The organism is Porphyrobacter sp. MBR-49, assembly GCF_053628655.1.
The window spans coordinates 204,872-219,966 of record NZ_JBRJGU010000006.1 but is presented as its reverse complement, the minus strand read 5'-3'; the positions used below and the strand labels follow the sequence as shown (position 1 = coordinate 219,966).

14 protein-coding genes are annotated in these 15,095 nt (G+C 62.2%); 9 read left to right on the top strand and 5 right to left on the bottom strand.

Going from position 1 to position 15,095, the window contains the following annotated elements; genetic code table 11:
* Positions 1-40: 40 nt before the first annotated feature.
* Positions 41-1,351, bottom strand: a complete 1,311-nt coding sequence (gene purB, locus ACSSV3_RS10430; protein WP_354324622.1) for an adenylosuccinate lyase — start codon at positions 1,349-1,351, stop codon at positions 41-43.
* A gap of 193 nt (positions 1,352-1,544) precedes the next feature.
* On the opposite strand from purB, the gene ACSSV3_RS10425 reads away from it, so the two are divergent.
* Positions 1,545-3,764, top strand: a complete 2,220-nt coding sequence (locus tag ACSSV3_RS10425) for an FAD-dependent oxidoreductase (protein WP_354324623.1) — start codon at positions 1,545-1,547, stop codon at positions 3,762-3,764.
* 7 nt (positions 3,765-3,771) lie between these two features.
* Here ACSSV3_RS10425 and radC read toward each other — a convergent pair whose 3' ends face one another.
* A complete protein-coding gene (gene radC / locus ACSSV3_RS10420) occupies positions 3,772-4,542 on the bottom strand; it encodes a RadC family protein (protein ID WP_354324624.1) in 771 nt (256 codons plus the stop codon).
* Positions 4,543-4,579: 37 nt separating this feature from the next.
* Between radC and ACSSV3_RS10415 the strand changes: the two genes are divergently transcribed.
* The 8 genes from ACSSV3_RS10415 to ACSSV3_RS10380 all read left to right on the top strand — a co-directional run bounded on the left by ACSSV3_RS10415 (position 4,580) and on the right by ACSSV3_RS10380 (position 11,163).
* A complete protein-coding gene (locus ACSSV3_RS10415; RefSeq protein ID WP_354324626.1) occupies positions 4,580-7,768 on the top strand; it encodes an intermembrane phospholipid transport protein YdbH family protein in 3,189 nt (1,062 codons plus the stop codon).
* Between the two features lie 107 nt (positions 7,769-7,875).
* Positions 7,876-8,046, top strand: a complete 171-nt coding sequence (locus ACSSV3_RS10410) for a YnbE family lipoprotein (RefSeq protein ID WP_354324965.1) — start codon at positions 7,876-7,878, stop codon at positions 8,044-8,046.
* A 29-nt stretch (positions 8,047-8,075) separates the two neighbouring features.
* Complete coding sequence (locus tag ACSSV3_RS10405; RefSeq protein WP_454184803.1) at positions 8,076-8,459, top strand: YdbL family protein; 384 nt, start codon at positions 8,076-8,078, stop codon at positions 8,457-8,459.
* A gap of 132 nt (positions 8,460-8,591) precedes the next feature.
* Positions 8,592-8,927 (top strand): AtpZ/AtpI family protein, encoded by a 336-nt coding sequence (locus ACSSV3_RS10400; protein ID WP_354324968.1) that lies wholly within the window; start codon positions 8,592-8,594, stop codon positions 8,925-8,927.
* A 53-nt stretch (positions 8,928-8,980) separates the two neighbouring features.
* Entirely contained in the window at positions 8,981-9,760 is a 780-nt protein-coding gene (locus tag ACSSV3_RS10395; RefSeq protein WP_354324970.1) for a F0F1 ATP synthase subunit A, read from the top strand.
* A gap of 43 nt (positions 9,761-9,803) precedes the next feature.
* On the top strand, positions 9,804-10,031 hold the full coding sequence (locus tag ACSSV3_RS10390) for a F0F1 ATP synthase subunit C (RefSeq protein WP_354324627.1): 228 nt from the start codon (positions 9,804-9,806) through the stop codon (positions 10,029-10,031).
* A 78-nt stretch (positions 10,032-10,109) separates the two neighbouring features.
* Entirely contained in the window at positions 10,110-10,604 is a 495-nt protein-coding gene (locus ACSSV3_RS10385) for a F0F1 ATP synthase subunit B family protein (RefSeq protein ID WP_354324628.1), read from the top strand.
* Positions 10,597-11,163, top strand: coding sequence for a F0F1 ATP synthase subunit B family protein (locus tag ACSSV3_RS10380; protein WP_354324630.1), 567 nt, complete (start codon positions 10,597-10,599; stop codon positions 11,161-11,163). The genes ACSSV3_RS10385 and ACSSV3_RS10380 overlap by 8 nt, the downstream gene beginning before the upstream one ends.
* 64 nt (positions 11,164-11,227) lie before the next feature.
* Here ACSSV3_RS10380 and ACSSV3_RS10375 read toward each other — a convergent pair whose 3' ends face one another.
* The 3 genes from ACSSV3_RS10375 to rpsA all read right to left on the bottom strand — a co-directional run bounded on the left by ACSSV3_RS10375 (position 11,228) and on the right by rpsA (position 14,794).
* Positions 11,228-12,208, bottom strand: coding sequence for an NADPH:quinone oxidoreductase family protein (locus ACSSV3_RS10375; RefSeq protein WP_354324631.1), 981 nt, complete (start codon positions 12,206-12,208; stop codon positions 11,228-11,230).
* Between the two features lie 4 nt (positions 12,209-12,212).
* Positions 12,213-12,968 carry a hydroxyacylglutathione hydrolase gene (gloB, locus tag ACSSV3_RS10370; RefSeq protein ID WP_354324633.1) on the bottom strand — a complete coding sequence of 252 codons (756 nt, stop codon included), beginning with the start codon at positions 12,966-12,968 and terminating at the stop codon, positions 12,213-12,215.
* Positions 12,969-13,087: 119 nt separating this feature from the next.
* On the bottom strand, positions 13,088-14,794 hold the full coding sequence (gene rpsA / locus ACSSV3_RS10365; protein ID WP_354324635.1) for a 30S ribosomal protein S1: 1,707 nt from the start codon (positions 14,792-14,794) through the stop codon (positions 13,088-13,090).
* Positions 14,795-15,095 lie beyond the last annotated feature (301 nt).

Below are 15,095 nucleotides of genomic sequence, written 5' to 3'. Positions count from 1 at the left end.
AGCCTAGGCGATTTGGCTCCCGAGTCCAGCATCGCCGATCTTACCCGAACACCCGCGCGAAGATCGTGTCGACCTGGGCGAAGTGGTAGGCGAGGTCGAATTTCTCCTCCAGCTCGGCAGGCGAAAGCGCCGCCGTCACTTGACTGTCAGCCTTGAGCAGATCGAGCAGCGACAGTTTCCCGTCCGATTCCCACACCTTCATCGCGTTGCGCTGCACCAGAGCATAGGCATCCTCGCGGCTCACGCCTGCCTGCGTCAGCGCGAGCAATACCCGCTGCGAATGGACGAGGCCGCCCATCGCATCGAGGTTTTTCTGCATCCGTTCGGGATAGATCAGCAGCTTTTCAACCACCCCGGTCAGCCGCGCCAGCGCGAAATCGAGCGTGATGGTCGCATCCGGCCCGATGAAGCGTTCCACCGACGAATGCGAAATATCGCGTTCGTGCCACAGCGCGACATTCTCCAGCGCGGGCAGGGCATAGGCGCGGATCATGCGCGCCTGACCGGTCAGGTTTTCGGTGAGGATCGGGTTGCGCTTGTGCGGCATCGCGCTCGATCCCTTTTGGCCGGGGGAGAAATATTCCTCCGCCTCCAGCACCTCGGTGCGTTGCAGGTGACGGATTTCGACCGCGAGCCGTTCAATGCTGCCCGCCACCACCGCGAGCGTGGCAAAATACATTGCGTGGCGATCGCGCGGGATCACCTGCGTGGAAACAGGTTCGATGGCGAGGCCGAGTTTCTCGGCGACATGCGCCTCAACCGCCGGATCGACATTGGCAAAGGTGCCAACAGCGCCGCTGATCGCGCAAGTCGCAATCTCCGCCCGCGCCGCGATCAGCCGCGCACGGCAACGGTCAAATTCGGCATAGGCCTGCGCCAGTTTCAGCCCGAAGGTGACGGGCTCGGCATGAATACCGTGGCTGCGGCCGATGGTCGGCGTGTATTTGTGCTCCATCGCGCGGGTCTTGATCGCCGCCAGCAGCGCGTCGGTATCGGCGATCAGAATATCGGTCGCGCGCGTCAACTGCACCGACAGAGTGGTGTCGAGCACGTCCGATGATGTCATCCCCTGATGCATGAAGCGCGCTTCATCACCGACTTGCTCGGCCACCCAGGTGAGGAAGGCGATCACGTCATGCTTGGTCACCGCCTCGATTGCGTCGATGGCGGGAACATCAATCACCGGGTCGGTTGCCCACCAGTCCCACAGCGCCTTGGCGGCAGATGGCGGCACCACGCCAAGTTCGCCGAGCTTCTCGGTGGCGTGCGCCTCAATCTCGAACCAGATGCGATATTTCGCTTCGGGTTCCCACAAGGCGGTCATTTGCGGGCGGGCATAGCGGGGGACCATGGTTGGGACGTTCCTTCCAGACGGGGCAGTGGCGGCGCACGGGCGCCGGGTGGGGCGCTATTGCGGCGGGGCTTGATTGGCAAGGGTGCGCGCGCCGCTGGAAAGGCGCTGTCCACGCATCAGCCTGATTCTTGTGCCGCAGTTGTAACGCCTCTACGGTCCGGCGCGAAGGCTCAGACCGGAGGAATATGTAATGCCAAGGTCAGCCCAGCAATCCGTAGCCGGGGCGACCGCGCCTAACACCGTTGCCCAGAAACTTCAGGAAGAACGCTATCCGCCGTTTGTCCGCGTCACCATGCGGCGCTGGGTCAAATGGTATCTTGATGGGACCGAAGCGTTCTGGCCGTTCGGCGATGTGGCAATCCGGTTTCTGATTGCCATGTGGTTTTTGCGGTCGGGTCTGGTCAAACTGAGCAATTGGGACGGCGCGGTTTTCCTTGCGGCGAATGAATATCCAGTTGGCTGGATGGACCCGGTGAGCGCTGCGACAACCGGTCTTGCGATCGAACTGATCGGCCCGGCGCTGCTTATCGCAGGGTTTATGACCCGTCCGGCGGCGCTGGCAATGGCGGCGCTGACGATTGTCAGTCAGGCGGTTTACATCCCCACAACCAGCAACCTGATCGCTGGCGCGATTCTGATCTGGTATGTTTTCCACGGGCCTGGGGTGATCTCGATTGACCGCGCGGTGGCCGGAGGGATCAAGCAAAGCGCCTTGCCGCTGGCGCGTCCGGCGATTGTGGCATCGGAGTTTGCGCGCGAGCGCCTCGCTCCAGTTATCATGGCGATTACGCGCGTCTGGATTGCGGTCAGCTTGCTCAATCATGCGCAGTTGATTCAGCCCTCGGTCGCAGTTCAGACGTGGCTGCCAACCACAATCTTTGCCGGTTTTCCGGGCTGGCTGGCGGTGATATTCGCAGTGCTGTTCCTGACCGGATTTGGCGCGGTGATCGTTTCCTATACCCTGTTCCCACTCATCCTCGCCTACATGATCATCGGCGCGCATCCGGCGGTTACGCTGTTTCCGTTCCTGTTTCTCGGAATTTACGAGGCCAAGGGGGCAGGTTTCCTGTCGCTTGATAGGGCTATTCTGGCGTGGCTCGACAAGAACATCCTGTTTGATCGCGCCTATGCCGATATTCCTGAAAGATGGCCGCATATCGTGGTGGTGGGTGCCGGGTTTGGCGGGCTTGCAGCCGTGGCCAAGCTTAAACGTCTGCCGGTGCGGATAACTCTGATCGACAAGCGCAATTATCACCTGTTTCAACCGCTGCTGTATCAAATTGCCACGGCAACGCTGAATCCGGCAGACATCGCCACACCGATCCGCAGCATGTTCAAGGGCGATGGCAATGTCCGCGTGATCAAGGGAGAGGTGAATGCGATCAATCCCGCCACCCGGACGGTTACATTCGATCAGGATTGCACATTGTTCTATGACCGTCTGGTGCTGGCGACCGGTGCGACGCACAGCTATTTCGGGCGCGATGAATGGGGCCCCTATGCGCCGGGCCTGAAAACCATCGAGGACGCGGTGGCGGTGCGGGGAGAAATCCTCAACGCATTTGAACTCGCCGAAGCCGCTGGCGATCCGGCGCGGGTGGAGCGGTTGTTGACCTTTGTCATCGTGGGCGCCGGGCCGACCGGGGTTGAACTGGCCGGCGCGATTGCCGAACTCGCTAAAGTCAGCGTCGCGCGCGAATTTCGCATGATCGACCCGGCCAGTGCGCGGATCATTCTGGTTCAGTCCGGCCCGCGCATTCTCCCGTCATTTCCGGAAAGCCTGTCGCAGCGGGCGACCAGAACGCTGGAAAATCTGGGCGTTGAAATCCGCACCAACAGTCGCGTGACCGAAATTGCCGAAGCGCAGGTGCGGATCGGCGACGATACGGTGATCGAGACCGAAACGGTGCTGTGGGCGGCAGGCGTTGCCGCATCACCGGCGGCACGGTGGCTGGGTGCCAAGGATGATCGCTCTGGCCGAGTGTTGGTGAATGACCTGATGCGGGTGCTGGACAAGGATGGCAAACCCATCGATGATATTTTTGCTATCGGTGATACCGCCGGCAGCAATGCATGGAATGGTGACCCGGTACCCGGCCTTGCCCCGGCTGCCAAACAGGCGGGTGCCTATGTCAGCCGCGTGGTAGAAGCCGAATTGCTGTGCAAGCCTTGCCCCGGTCCGTTTCGCTATCGCCATAAAGGCAGTCTGGCGACGGTCGGTCGCAAGTCGGCGGTGGCCGATTTTGGCGCGTTCAAGCTGTCAGGCGCGCTGGCGTGGTGGCTGTGGGGCCTAGTGCATATCGGCTTTCTCACCGGCACCAGAAACCGTGTCACGGTAGTGATTAACTGGGCGTGGAGTTTCTTCGCGCAGCATTCGGGCGTGCGCCTGATCACCGGTGAGGATGATTAAGCACCCTCTAAATTAACCCCTTCGCCCGCAGACTGACATGCCCTTCGCGACCGATGATGACGTGATCATGGACAGTCACGCCGAGCAGGCGTCCGGCCTCAGCAATGCGTTGGGTGATCTGGATGTCGGCGCGGCTGGGTTCGGGGCTGCCGCTGGGGTGGTTGTGCACCAGAATCATCGCTGCCGCCCCCAGATCCATCGCCCGGCGTATCACCTCGCGCGGATGGATCGCGGCCTCGTCAATCGAACCATCGCCAAGGTGATGATCCTCGATCAGCCGGTTTTTGGTGTCGAGGTAAAGGATGCGCACGCGCTCCACCGTCAGATGCGCCATATCGGTGGTAAGGTAATCGATCAGCGCCTGCCAGGAACCCAGCACCGGCTTTTTGATGATTTCGCCGCGAGTCATGCGCCGCGCCGCGATGCTGACCGATTTGATCGCGGCGGCGCTGGCCTCGCCCACGCCTTTCACGCGCTGCAACGCCTTGGGATCGGCGTTAAGCACGCCTGCAAGGCTGCCGAACTGCGTGATCAACACCTTGGCGATGGGTTTGGTGTCCCCGCGCGGGATCGCGGCGAACAGCAGGTATTCGAGCACTTCGTAATCCGCGAGCGCCTCGGCTCCGCCGCTCAGCAACCGTTCGCGCAGGCGCGCGCGGTGACCGTCGCCTGCGGATTTACCCGCGTCCGAACGGGCAGGCGGTTCGCCTCCAAAATCGAAATGGTCTTCAGCTTCCGGCAATGCGACCCCCGGCAGGAATTGATCCTGCCTGCTCATTGCCTTTGAGCGATGATGCGCGCAAGGGTTGGGGACGATGCCGGTGGCGGATGAGCAGCAGATAGAGAGTGCCCAGGATGGCGCGCGGCGGTGGTTCTGGCCGCGCCGCTGGCGTACCCGCATCGCTGCTGGCGGCGCGATTGCGGCGCTGGTCGCGGGCAGCGCAGCATGGATTGACCGGGAACGCATCGCCAGCGATTTTATCGACGATTATCTCGCCGCCAATGGCGTGCCGGCCACTTACGACATCATCGCCATCGGCCCGCGCATGCAGGTGATCGAAAATCTGGTGGTGGGCGATCCGGCGCGTCCTGATCTGACCGCGCGGCGGATGGTGGTGGAACTTGGCGTGGGCTGGGCCGGGCCGGAGGTGCGGCGGGTGACGCTGGACGGCACGCGGGTGTTTGGCACCTATCAGGACGGCGTATTCAGCCTCGGCGCGCTTGATCCGCTGGTGTTTACCGATAGCGTCGAACCGCCTGCGCTGCCCGCAATTGATGTGGTGGTGAATGATGCACGCGCGCTGATCCAAAGTGATTTTGGCGCGGTGGGCATCACGCTCGACGGGGCGGGGCGGCTCGATGATGGCTTTGCCGGAACGCTCGCGGCAACCGCGCCGGGGATCGGGGTTGAAGGCTGCCGGGCGGAGCGCGCGACGCTCTATGGCCAGCTGACCATGGCAAGCGGCGCGCCTAGCCTTTCCGGCCCGTTGCGGATCGGCGATCTCGCTTGCGGCGGGGCCAGCATGGCGCGCGCCGATATCGGCACCGTGCTGTCATTAAAGCGCGATTTTGCCGGAGCCGAAGCCGATCTTGTCGTCGAGGGTGGCGGAATCGCCATGGCGGGGGTTTCAGGCGAGGCCCTGTCCGGCACCGCCAAGATAAACTGGGGCGAAAGCGGTTTGGCAATCGCGCATGATCTTGCGCTTGCCAATGTCACTGCGCCGCAGGGCCGTTTGGCGAGCCTATCCGCCGATGGCGCGTGGCGCGGGCCGAGCGATGCCAGCCGGGGGCAGTGGGAAGGCACCTTGCGCGGTGCGGGGCTTGTTCCTGCCGCCGATCTCACCGCCAGCCTTGCCGCTGCCGAGCGCGGGCTGGAAGGCACGTTGCTGGCCCCACTGCTCGCCAAGGCGCGGGGCGGGGTGGATGATGCGCTGACCGGATCGCGCTTCTCCGCCGAGGCGATTGTGCGGCACAAGCGCGGCGAGATTGCGCTGATCGTCCCCGAAGCTGCGCTGACCAGCCGCGCGGGCACGCGGGTGCTGGCGCTGTCGCAGATCAATGCCGGGATCGCGGGTGAGGGGCTTTCCGGGCTGCGCGGCAATATCCTTGCGGGCGGCGAAGGCCTGCCCAGCATCAATGGCCGGATCGAGCAGGAGCCGGGAGATGGCTGGACGCTGCGGCTGGCAATGGCGGACTACGCGGCGGGCGCGAACCGGCTGGCGATCCCGCGTATGACGTTGCGGCAGATGCGCGGCGGCGTCATCGACTTTGCCGGGTTGATCACCGCGAGCGGCGATTTGCCGAGCGGCGGCGTAACTGACCTCACCTTGCCGATGGAGGGCACCTGGTCGGCGCGTGGCGGGCTTGCGGTGGGCCGTCGGTGTATGCCGGTGCGGTTCGGCGCGTTGGCACTGTCCGGATTGCGGCTTGCTGGTCAGGCGATCACGCTATGCCCCGAAGGCGGCGGGCCGATGCTGGCTTATGATACTGACCTCAGGCTGGCCGCAAGCACGGGGAAACTCGCGCTGGCCGGCACCCTTGGCGATAGCCCTGCAAACCTTGCCGCTGATGCGGTGATGCTGCGCTACCCTTCGCCCTTCGCTATTTCCGCGTTGGCTGCGCAGATCGGCTCGCCCGGCAGCGAGATACGTCTGTCCGCTGCCAGCCTCACCGGCAGCCTGACAGGCGAAATCAGCGGCGAATTTGCGGGCGGTGCGGCGCAGATGGAGGTCGTCCCGCTCGATATCGGCGCGCTGGCCGGGCGCTGGTCATTTTCCGATGGCGTGTTGCGGGTGGGAGACGGCGCGTTCACCTTGACCGACCGCGTCGTAGAAGGCGAACCCCGGTTTGAACCGCTTATCGCGCGCGGTGCGAGCCTGCTGTTCGATGGCAACGCGATCACCGCCGACGCGACGCTGCGCCACCCCGCGTCAGACAAAGTGGTGACATCGGTGGCAATCACCCACCAACTTGAAACCGCACGCGGGAACGCACGGCTATCTGTTCCCGGCATCGTGTTCGACAAAAGCCTCCAGCCCGAAGACCTGTCCTATCTTGCCAAGGGGGTGATCGCGTTTGCCGATGGCTCGGTCAGCGGCGATGGCCGGATCGACTGGATTGGCGATGACATCACCAGCAACGGCACCTTTGCCAGCGATGGCGTCAATTTCGCCGCGGCATTCGGCCCGGTTCGGGGACTTGCGGGCGAGGTGCGGTTCACCGACCTGCTCAACCTCACCACCGCACCCGATCAGCGTGTGCGCATCGCCGCGATCAATCCGGGGATCGAAGTGCTCGATGGCTCCGTGCAGTTTGAAGTCAAGGACGGCACGCTGCTCAACCTTGAAGACGCGCGCTTCCCCTTCATGGGCGGCGAATTGCGGATGCACCCGCTGGCAATGGATTTCAGCCAGCCGGAAGAACGCCGCTACGTGTTCGAGATTATCGGTCTGGATGCCGCCACTTTTGTGGCGCAGATGGAACTCACCAATCTCGGTGCGACCGGTACCTTTGATGGCACCGTGCCGATTGTGTTCGATACCGATGGCAATGGACGGATCATCGGCGGCCTGGTGGTCAGCCGCGCGCCCGGCGGCAATGTCGCCTATATTGGCGAACTCACCTACGAAGACCTCGGCGCGATGGGCAATTACGCCTTTTCGGCGCTGCGCTCGCTCGATTACCGGCAGATGAGCGTCGGCCTGAACGGCGATCTGGCGGGTGAGATTATCACCAATTTCGATTTTGACGGTGTGCGGCAGGGGGAAGGCACCAGCCAGAACTTTGTCACACGCCGCCTGGCAAAGCTGCCGATCCGTTTCAAGGTCAACGTCCGTTCGGAAAATTTCTACGAATTGGCCACGATGGTGCGATCATTGTGGGATGTCGATTTCCTCGGCAATCCGGTCGATCGCGGGCTGCTCAAGGCCGAAGGTGGCCGGTTCGTTCCCGCCAATCCTGCTGCAAAACCTGTTCAACTTCCTGAAAGCGAAGATCAGCCATGACGCACATCGAATTGACCGCAACAGCGCGCGCTGCCACATCCCCGAACGCAACACGGGGAGGGCAAGCGCGGATGACGCGGCAAGGCACAGGACGTTCACGCCGGGCGATGATGGCCGGGGCTGCGATCCTTTCGGCAGGGCTGGGCGGCTGCATCAATATCGCCGCCCCGGACGAACCGATCGTGATCGAGCTCAACATCAACATCCGGCAGGAAGTGATTTACCGGCTGGCGCAAGACGCCGCCAATACGATTGATGAAAACGCGGACATCTTCTGAACCGGAAGATGCTGCGATCAGGAGGAATGATGATGCGCAATGCAATGCTAGCCGGAATCGCCGCGCTGACGGTGTTCGGCCTTGCCGCCGGACCGGCGCAGGCGCAGCGCGATCCTGCCTATGCCGCCGCACGCGCTGCGGGCAAGGTCGGCGAACAGGCCGATGGATACCTTGGGATTGTCGGCGCGGCTGACCCGGCGTTGCAGCGGCTGGTGGATGATATCAACATCAAACGCCGCGCGGTTTATGCCGAAAAGGCCAAGGAAAACAACGCCACGTTGGAAGCCTATGCGCTGACCGCCGGTTGTCAGGCCGTCGCGCGCACCACCCCGGGTGAAAAATATCGCACTCCCGATGGTAGCTGGCAGACCCGCACAGACGCTGCCCCGATCCGCGACGCGCGCTGCCCGTAATCTGTTTGCGTTCTTATCTCGGTAATCAAGAACGCCCCCATGTTGACACTATTGGGCCCCCCTTCTAAGGGGACGGCGCCCTCGGCGGGCACCGTGTTGCGCGTGGCTTGGCTTTCCCTTACGGAGCCCGGCATGAGCGATGAGGAACCCGCCCGAGAACCTATCCAGGAGGATGCGCGGATCGATGCGCTCGAAGCGCGGCTGAAGGCCGCACGCGAGCGTGAAGATGAACGCAACCGGCCGCAGGTTTCCGCTCCCGATGCGAATTATCGCAGCGGTAGCCGGGTGCTTGCGGATTTGCTCGGAGGGATTCTCGGCGGTCTGGTTTTTGGCTGGGTCATTGACCATTTTGCCGGAACCCTGCCCTGGGGACTGTTGACCGGATTATTCATCGGAATAATCGTGGCCTTCAGGAATATTTTTCGGATGGCGAACATACGGCCCGCCGATCCTCCGCAAGAGGATTAATCAGCGGGCCGGATGATCAACAATTTAGGGACCTAACCGAAGTGTCAGCCGCTGTGGCAGCCGAACCGGCCAAAGTTGATCCGATGTATCAGTTCACCATCAAGCCATTGGCTGAGTTGGAACTGGCCGGATTCGACATTTCCTTCACCAACAGTGCGGCGTGGATGCTGGTCACCACGATCGTGTTGTTCGGCTTTGTGCTTGGCGGAATGAAGCGCCAGCTGGTGCCGGGGCGCTGGCAGATGGCGGTGGAGTTTTTCACCAGCTTCATCGACGACATGCTTCAGGCGAATATCGGCGATGCCGGTCGCAAATATGTGCCCTACGTCTTCTCGCTGTTCATGTTTATCCTGTTTGCCAACATTCTTGGCCTGTTGCCGCTGGGCGTGGTTGGGTTGCATCCGTTTACCTTCACCAGCCATTTCACCGTCACCGGGGTGCTCGCGCTGATCACGATTTCGATCGTGCTGGTGGTCGGTTTCTGGAAGCACGGGCTGCACTTCTTCGGCCTGTTCGTGCCGCACGGCACGCCGCTACTGATGGTGCCGCTGATCTTCGTGATCGAACTGTTCTCGTTCATCTTGCGCCCGTTCAGCCTCGCGCTGCGACTGTTTGTCGCGATGATGGCGGGCCATGTGCTGCTCGAAGTTCTGTCCAGCTTTGTGATTGACGGCTCCAATGCCGGCGCATTGTGGGGCGGGGTGGTTGGTTTGCCCAGCTTCTTGCTGATGATCGGCATCTGCGCGCTGGAAATCCTGGTTTCGGGCATCCAGGCCTATGTCTTCGCGCTGCTCACTGTTTTCTACATAAATGATGCAGAAAATCTGCATTAATCCCTCAACGCTTACGAATTAAGAACCGAAAGGAATCAATGATATGGATATGGAAGCTGCAAAGCTCATCGGTGCGGGTCTCGCTGCTATCGGGACCGGCCTCGCCGCCATCGGCGTGGGCAATATCTGGGGGAGCTTCCTGTCGAGCGCGCTCCGCAATCCGGGCGCCGCAGATGGCCAGCAGGGCCGCTTGTTCGTCGGCTTCGCTGTGACCGAACTGCTCGGCCTGCTCGCCTTCGTGGTGGCGATGATCCTGATTTTCGTCGCCTGATTATACGACATCTTACGGGCCGGTTCGCAACCGGATCGGCCCGCCTGACTTAGCGCTTTTGTTCCGGGACGTAGCCCAATGCCCCAGATAGCCCAGCTAGCGGACACCTATGCCAGCCAGATATTCTGGTTGCTGGTGTTCTTTGGCCTCACCTTTTTTGTCGTTGGCCGCGGGATGGTTCCCAAGGTCATGAGCACGGTTGCCGACCGTGACAGTCAGATCGCCGCCGATCTGGCCGTTGCCGAGGCTGCGCGCGCCAGAGCGGACGACGAGGAAGCGGCGTGGCGCAAGCGCGAAAATGACAACCGGGCTGCGGCGCAGGCACTGGTCGCGAAGGCCAAGTCCGACGCCGCAGCCAAGGCCGAAAAGAAGCTCGCCGCCGCGCAAAAACGGCTCGACACCAAATTGGCCAAGGCCGAGGCCGAGATCGCCGAAGCGCGCAAGAATGCGCTCGCTGAGATCGAGGATGTAGCGGTTGAGGCTGCGCAGGATATCGTCAAACGGCTCGCAGGCGTTTCAGTGACGAAGCCTGCGGCAGCCAAGGCGGTCAAGGAGGCAATGGCTCATGGCTAATCCGATCGCAGCACTTCCGACTGATGCGACGCAGGCTGTGGTCGAAGTCGATCACGCGCCTGCGGGCGCTCATGCAGAGCCCGAACTGTTCGGCCTCGCGCCGTTCCAGATCGTTGCACTAGCGATGCTGGTGCTGATCGTGATCATGGTGTGGAAGAAAGTCCCCGGCATGATCGCTGGCGGACTAGATGCCAAAATCGCCGTAATTCGCACGCAGTTGGAAGAAGCCAAGACGCTGCGCGCCGAGGCTGAGGCCCTGCGCGATGAATACGCCGCCAAAATCGCCAGCGCCGAAAAGGACGCCGAAGTGCTGCTTGATGGCGCCCGGGCCGAAGCTGACGCGATCCTCGCGCGGGCTGAAGCCGATAGCGCGGCGATGGTCGCGCGCCGTCAGCGCATGGCCGAAGACAAGATCGCCGCCGCCGAACGTGCCGCGATTGCCGAGGTCAAGGCGCGCGCTGTGACCGCCTCTGCTGCTGCATCACGCAAGCTGATTGCCGCGCGTCACGACAGCGCGGCAGATCGGACGCTGACCGACGAAGTGATTGCCTCGCTCTGAGTGCATCTGAAATTGCATTGTGAAAAGGGCGGCCCGTCGTGGCCGCCCTTTTTCGTTCGAGAGGCTACGCGCCGGGCACAAACACCACCTTGCCCACCAATTCGCGCTGCGCCATCGCCGCAAAGCCTTCGCGCCAGCGGGAAAGCGGCAGGATGCGATCAATCGAGGGGGTGATTGTCCCGGCCTCGGCCAGCGCGGTGATGGCCTGTTGCACCGCCCGCCCGCGCTCGGGGAAGCGGCGCGCGTACTCTCCAGCGCGCAGCCCGATGATGCTGAATCCCTTGATCAGCGGGATATTGGTCGCAATTTCCGCGATCCGGCCTGAGGTAAAGCCGACCACAACCAGCTTGCCGCCAAAGGCAACGCAGCGGGTCGATTCGTCGAACACGTCGCCGCCGACAGTGTCGAATACGATGTCGGCCAGCGCACCGTTTGTAATCTGGGCGACCTGTTCGCGGAACCGACCCTCGGCCAACAGCATCGCATCAGGGCGGGCAAGGGCCGCGATGCGCTCGCGCTTGTCGGGACTGCCGGTGGAGGCAATCACACGGGCTCCAAGAGCGCGGGCGAGGTCGCAGGTGGCAAGTCCTACCCCGCCGCTTGCGCCGTGCACTAGCACCCATTGCCCGGGCTTCACGCCGCACAGTTCAACCAGCCCGGTATAGGCGGTGGCATAGGCAGCACCCATCGCAGCGGCGGCGGCAAAGTCCATGCCCTGCGGCATCACAGACAACTTGTCCGCCGGGATACTGGCAAGTTCGGCAAAGGCACCCGTTTTGTTGCCGCCCATGACCCGATCACCCGGGGCATGGCTACTGGCCGGTTCGGCCTCAAGCACTTCGCCCGCCAGTTCCAGCCCGCTGGTGAAGGGCGGTGCGGGTTTGTACTGATAGCCCCCTTGCGTCATCAGCAGATCGGGAAAATTGAGCGACGCCGCGCGGACCCGGATCAGCACCTCGCCGGGCGCGCGGATAGGGGCAGGGACGTCAGCAAGAGTGACACCGGAAAGGTCGTCTGAAAGGCACTCGACCCGAAGGGCCTGCATGGTGCTAGAAATTGTCCTTCGCCGCCCGCAGCGCTGCAAAGGTTTCATGCGGAGCGCTGCCGCCCCACTTGGCCATTAACGCCGGATCATCAGCCCGCAGGAACGGGTTGGTCGCCAATTCGCGTTCCAGCGTGGTTGGCACTGTCCATTCATCACGCGCGCGCTTGGCGGCGATTTCTTCGGCATAGGCCTGCAAGGCGGTGTTATCAGGATCGGCATGGAGCGCGAATTTTGCGTTCGATGCGGTGTATTCGTGCGCGCAATACAGCACGGTTTCGGGCGGCAAGGCCTTGATGCGCGAAAGGCTGTCCCAGAACTGCTTCGGCTCACCTTCGAACATGCGTCCGCAGCCCAATGCAAAGACGCTGTCACCGACGAACGCGACTCCCGCAGAGGGAAGGTAATAGGCGATGTGGCCGTTGGTGTGGCCGGAAACGTCGATCACCTGCGCTTCGACCGCGCCCAGTTTTACCGTGTCACCGTGGGCGATGATGCGATCGATCGGGAATTTGCCGTCGACTTCTGCCGGGCCGGTAATGGTGCAGTCAGTCGCGGCCATTATCGCTTCATTGCCGCCTGCGTGATCGGGGTGCCAGTGGGTGTTCCAGATCTGCGTGATGCGCCAGCCTTTCAGTTCGGCCTGTAGCAGATATTCTCTGGCGTCAGGGGTGTCGATCGCCGTGGTTTGATGGCTGTCGGTATCGTGGACGAGGTAGCCGTAGTTGTCGCTAAGGCATGGGAATTGGTGAACATGGATCATGGCGCTGACCTTACAGGCCCAGCTGCCAAAGGAAAAGGCCCGCCTGCTCGATTGAGCGGGCGGGCCTTTCGATCAGGCTTAAAGGCGGCTCCTGCTTGCGCAGGAGCGCACCGCTAACCTCAATCTTCCTTCTTCTTCAGCGCGGCGCCGAGGATATCGCCCAGCGATGCGCCCGAATCGGAAGAACCGAACTGTGCCACGGCTTCCTTTTCTTCGGCGATCTGACGCGCCTTGATCGAGAAGTTGGGCTTCTTCGAACGGTCGAAGCCAATCACCATCGCATCGATCTTGCTGCCGACCTGGAAACGGTCAGGACGCTGTTCGTCACGGTCACGGCCAAGATCGGCGCGCTTGATGAAGCCGGTCGCACCGTCTTCGCCAACCTGCACTTCCAGCCCGCCGTCGCGCACTTCGAGCACAGTGACGGTAACGGTCTGGTTCTTGCGCAGCGCACCTGCGGTGGAGGCGCCTTCGGCAGTCGGCGCACCCTTTTCAAGCTGCTTCATGCCGAGGCTGATGCGTTCCTTGTCGACATCGACATCGAGCACCACGGCCTTGACCATTTCGCCCTTGCGGTGAAGCGCCAGCGCATCCTCGCCCGAAATGCCCCATGCGATGTCCGACATGTGAACCATGCCATCGACGTCGCCATCGAGGCCGACGAACAGGCCGAATTCGGTCGCGTTCTTGACTTCGCCTTCGACCACCGCGCCAACGGGGTTCTTTTCGGCAAATTCGTCCCACGGATTGCGCTGGGCCTGCTTGAGGCCGAGGCTGATCCGGCGCTTGTCGCTATCGACTTCGAGCACCATGACTTCGACTTCCTGCGAGGTCGAAACGATCTTGCCGGGGTGAACGTTCTTTTTCGTCCAGCTCATTTCCGAAACGTGGACAAGGCCTTCGATGCCAGCTTCGATTTCGACGAAGGCGCCGTATTCGGTGATGTTGGTCACTTGGCCCGTCAGCTTCGCGCCAACCGGATACTTGGCGGCCACGCCATCCCACGGATCGCTTTCGAGCTGCTTCATGCCGAGGCTGATGCGTTGGGTATCGGCGTTGATGCGCACGATCTGCACCTTCACGGTGTCACCGATATTGATGACTTCGCTGGGGTGATTGACGCGCTTGTAGCTCATGTCGGTGACGTGCAGCAGGCCATCGATGCCGCCCAGATCAACGAACGCACCGTAATCGGTGATGTTCTTGACCACGCCGTCGATGATCTGGCCTTCGACGAGGTCGTTGATCAATTCGCTGCGCTGTTCGGCGCGGGTTTCTTCGAGCACGGCACGGCGCGATACGACGATATTGCCGCGGCGGCGATCCATTTTGAGGATCTGGAACGGCTGCGGCATGTCCATCAGCGGCTGCACGTCGCGCACCGGGCGGATATCGACCTGGCTGCCGGGCAGGAACGCCACTGCGCCATCAAGATCGACGGTGAAGCCGCCCTTGACCCGGCCAAAGATGCGGCCTTCGACGCGCTTGCCTTCGCCGAATTCGCTTTCCAGCTTGTCCCACGCGGCTTCGCGGCGGGCGCGGTCACGGCTCAGCATCGCTTCGCCGTCAGCGTTCTCGACGCGGTCGACGAACACTTCGACTTCGCCGCCAACGGTCAGGCCGTGGTCGTCATCGCCGCGTGAAAATTCCTTGAGTGAAATGCGGCCTTCGCTCTTGAGGCCAACGTCGATCACGGCAAAGCCGTTTTCGATCGCGGTGACAGTGCCCATGACGACGCGGCCTTCAAAACCGTCTTCGCCGGCACCGCCGAGTTGTTCGTTAAGCATCGCCTCGAAATCGGCGCGGGTGGGCATTTGGGTTGCCATAAGTCAGGTCAGTCCTGTTTATTCGTTGTGCTACCGGCCACCGGTTTTTCCGGGGTCTTAAACTGCTTCCCACGCACCATTGCGGGGGCTGGCAGGGCAAGAGGCCGAGTTCTCCGCGTCGCCGAATGCGAAAACGCGAAGGTCCTTCAACCGTAAGGATTGCGAGAACGGACGCGCGCCTAGGCGAGAGCGGCGCGAAATGCAAGGATTTTCCCCCGATCCCGCCCGGATGCGGGCTTCGCAGTCCGATATGTAGGAGACACATGTTACACTGTTCAGAACGCAAAAATATCGCTGGCCG

Bases quoted from the DNA above. Each gene is read 5' to 3' on its own strand.
- ACSSV3_RS10415 (WP_354324626.1), top strand. From the start codon at position 4,580: ATGCCGGTGGCGGATGAGCAGCAGATAGAGAGTGCCCAGGATGGCGCG.
- ACSSV3_RS10380 (WP_354324630.1), top strand. From the start codon at position 10,597: ATGGCTAATCCGATCGCAGCACTTCCGACTGATGCGACGCAGGCTGTG.
- gloB (WP_354324633.1), bottom strand. From the start codon at position 12,968: ATGATCCATGTTCACCAATTCCCATGCCTTAGCGACAACTACGGCTAC.
- ACSSV3_RS10400 (WP_354324968.1), top strand. From the start codon at position 8,592: ATGAGCGATGAGGAACCCGCCCGAGAACCTATCCAGGAGGATGCGCGG.
- purB (WP_354324622.1), bottom strand. From the start codon at position 1,351: ATGGTCCCCCGCTATGCCCGCCCGCAAATGACCGCCTTGTGGGAACCC.
- ACSSV3_RS10375 (WP_354324631.1), bottom strand. From the start codon at position 12,208: ATGCAGGCCCTTCGGGTCGAGTGCCTTTCAGACGACCTTTCCGGTGTC.
- ACSSV3_RS10405 (WP_454184803.1), top strand. From the start codon at position 8,076: ATGATGCGCAATGCAATGCTAGCCGGAATCGCCGCGCTGACGGTGTTC.
- radC (WP_354324624.1), bottom strand. From the start codon at position 4,542: ATGAGCAGGCAGGATCAATTCCTGCCGGGGGTCGCATTGCCGGAAGCT.
- ACSSV3_RS10425 (WP_354324623.1), top strand. From the start codon at position 1,545: ATGCCAAGGTCAGCCCAGCAATCCGTAGCCGGGGCGACCGCGCCTAAC.
- ACSSV3_RS10390 (WP_354324627.1), top strand. From the start codon at position 9,804: ATGGATATGGAAGCTGCAAAGCTCATCGGTGCGGGTCTCGCTGCTATC.
- ACSSV3_RS10385 (WP_354324628.1), top strand. From the start codon at position 10,110: ATGCCCCAGATAGCCCAGCTAGCGGACACCTATGCCAGCCAGATATTC.
- ACSSV3_RS10410 (WP_354324965.1), top strand. From the start codon at position 7,876: ATGATGGCCGGGGCTGCGATCCTTTCGGCAGGGCTGGGCGGCTGCATC.
- rpsA (WP_354324635.1), bottom strand. From the start codon at position 14,794: ATGGCAACCCAAATGCCCACCCGCGCCGATTTCGAGGCGATGCTTAAC.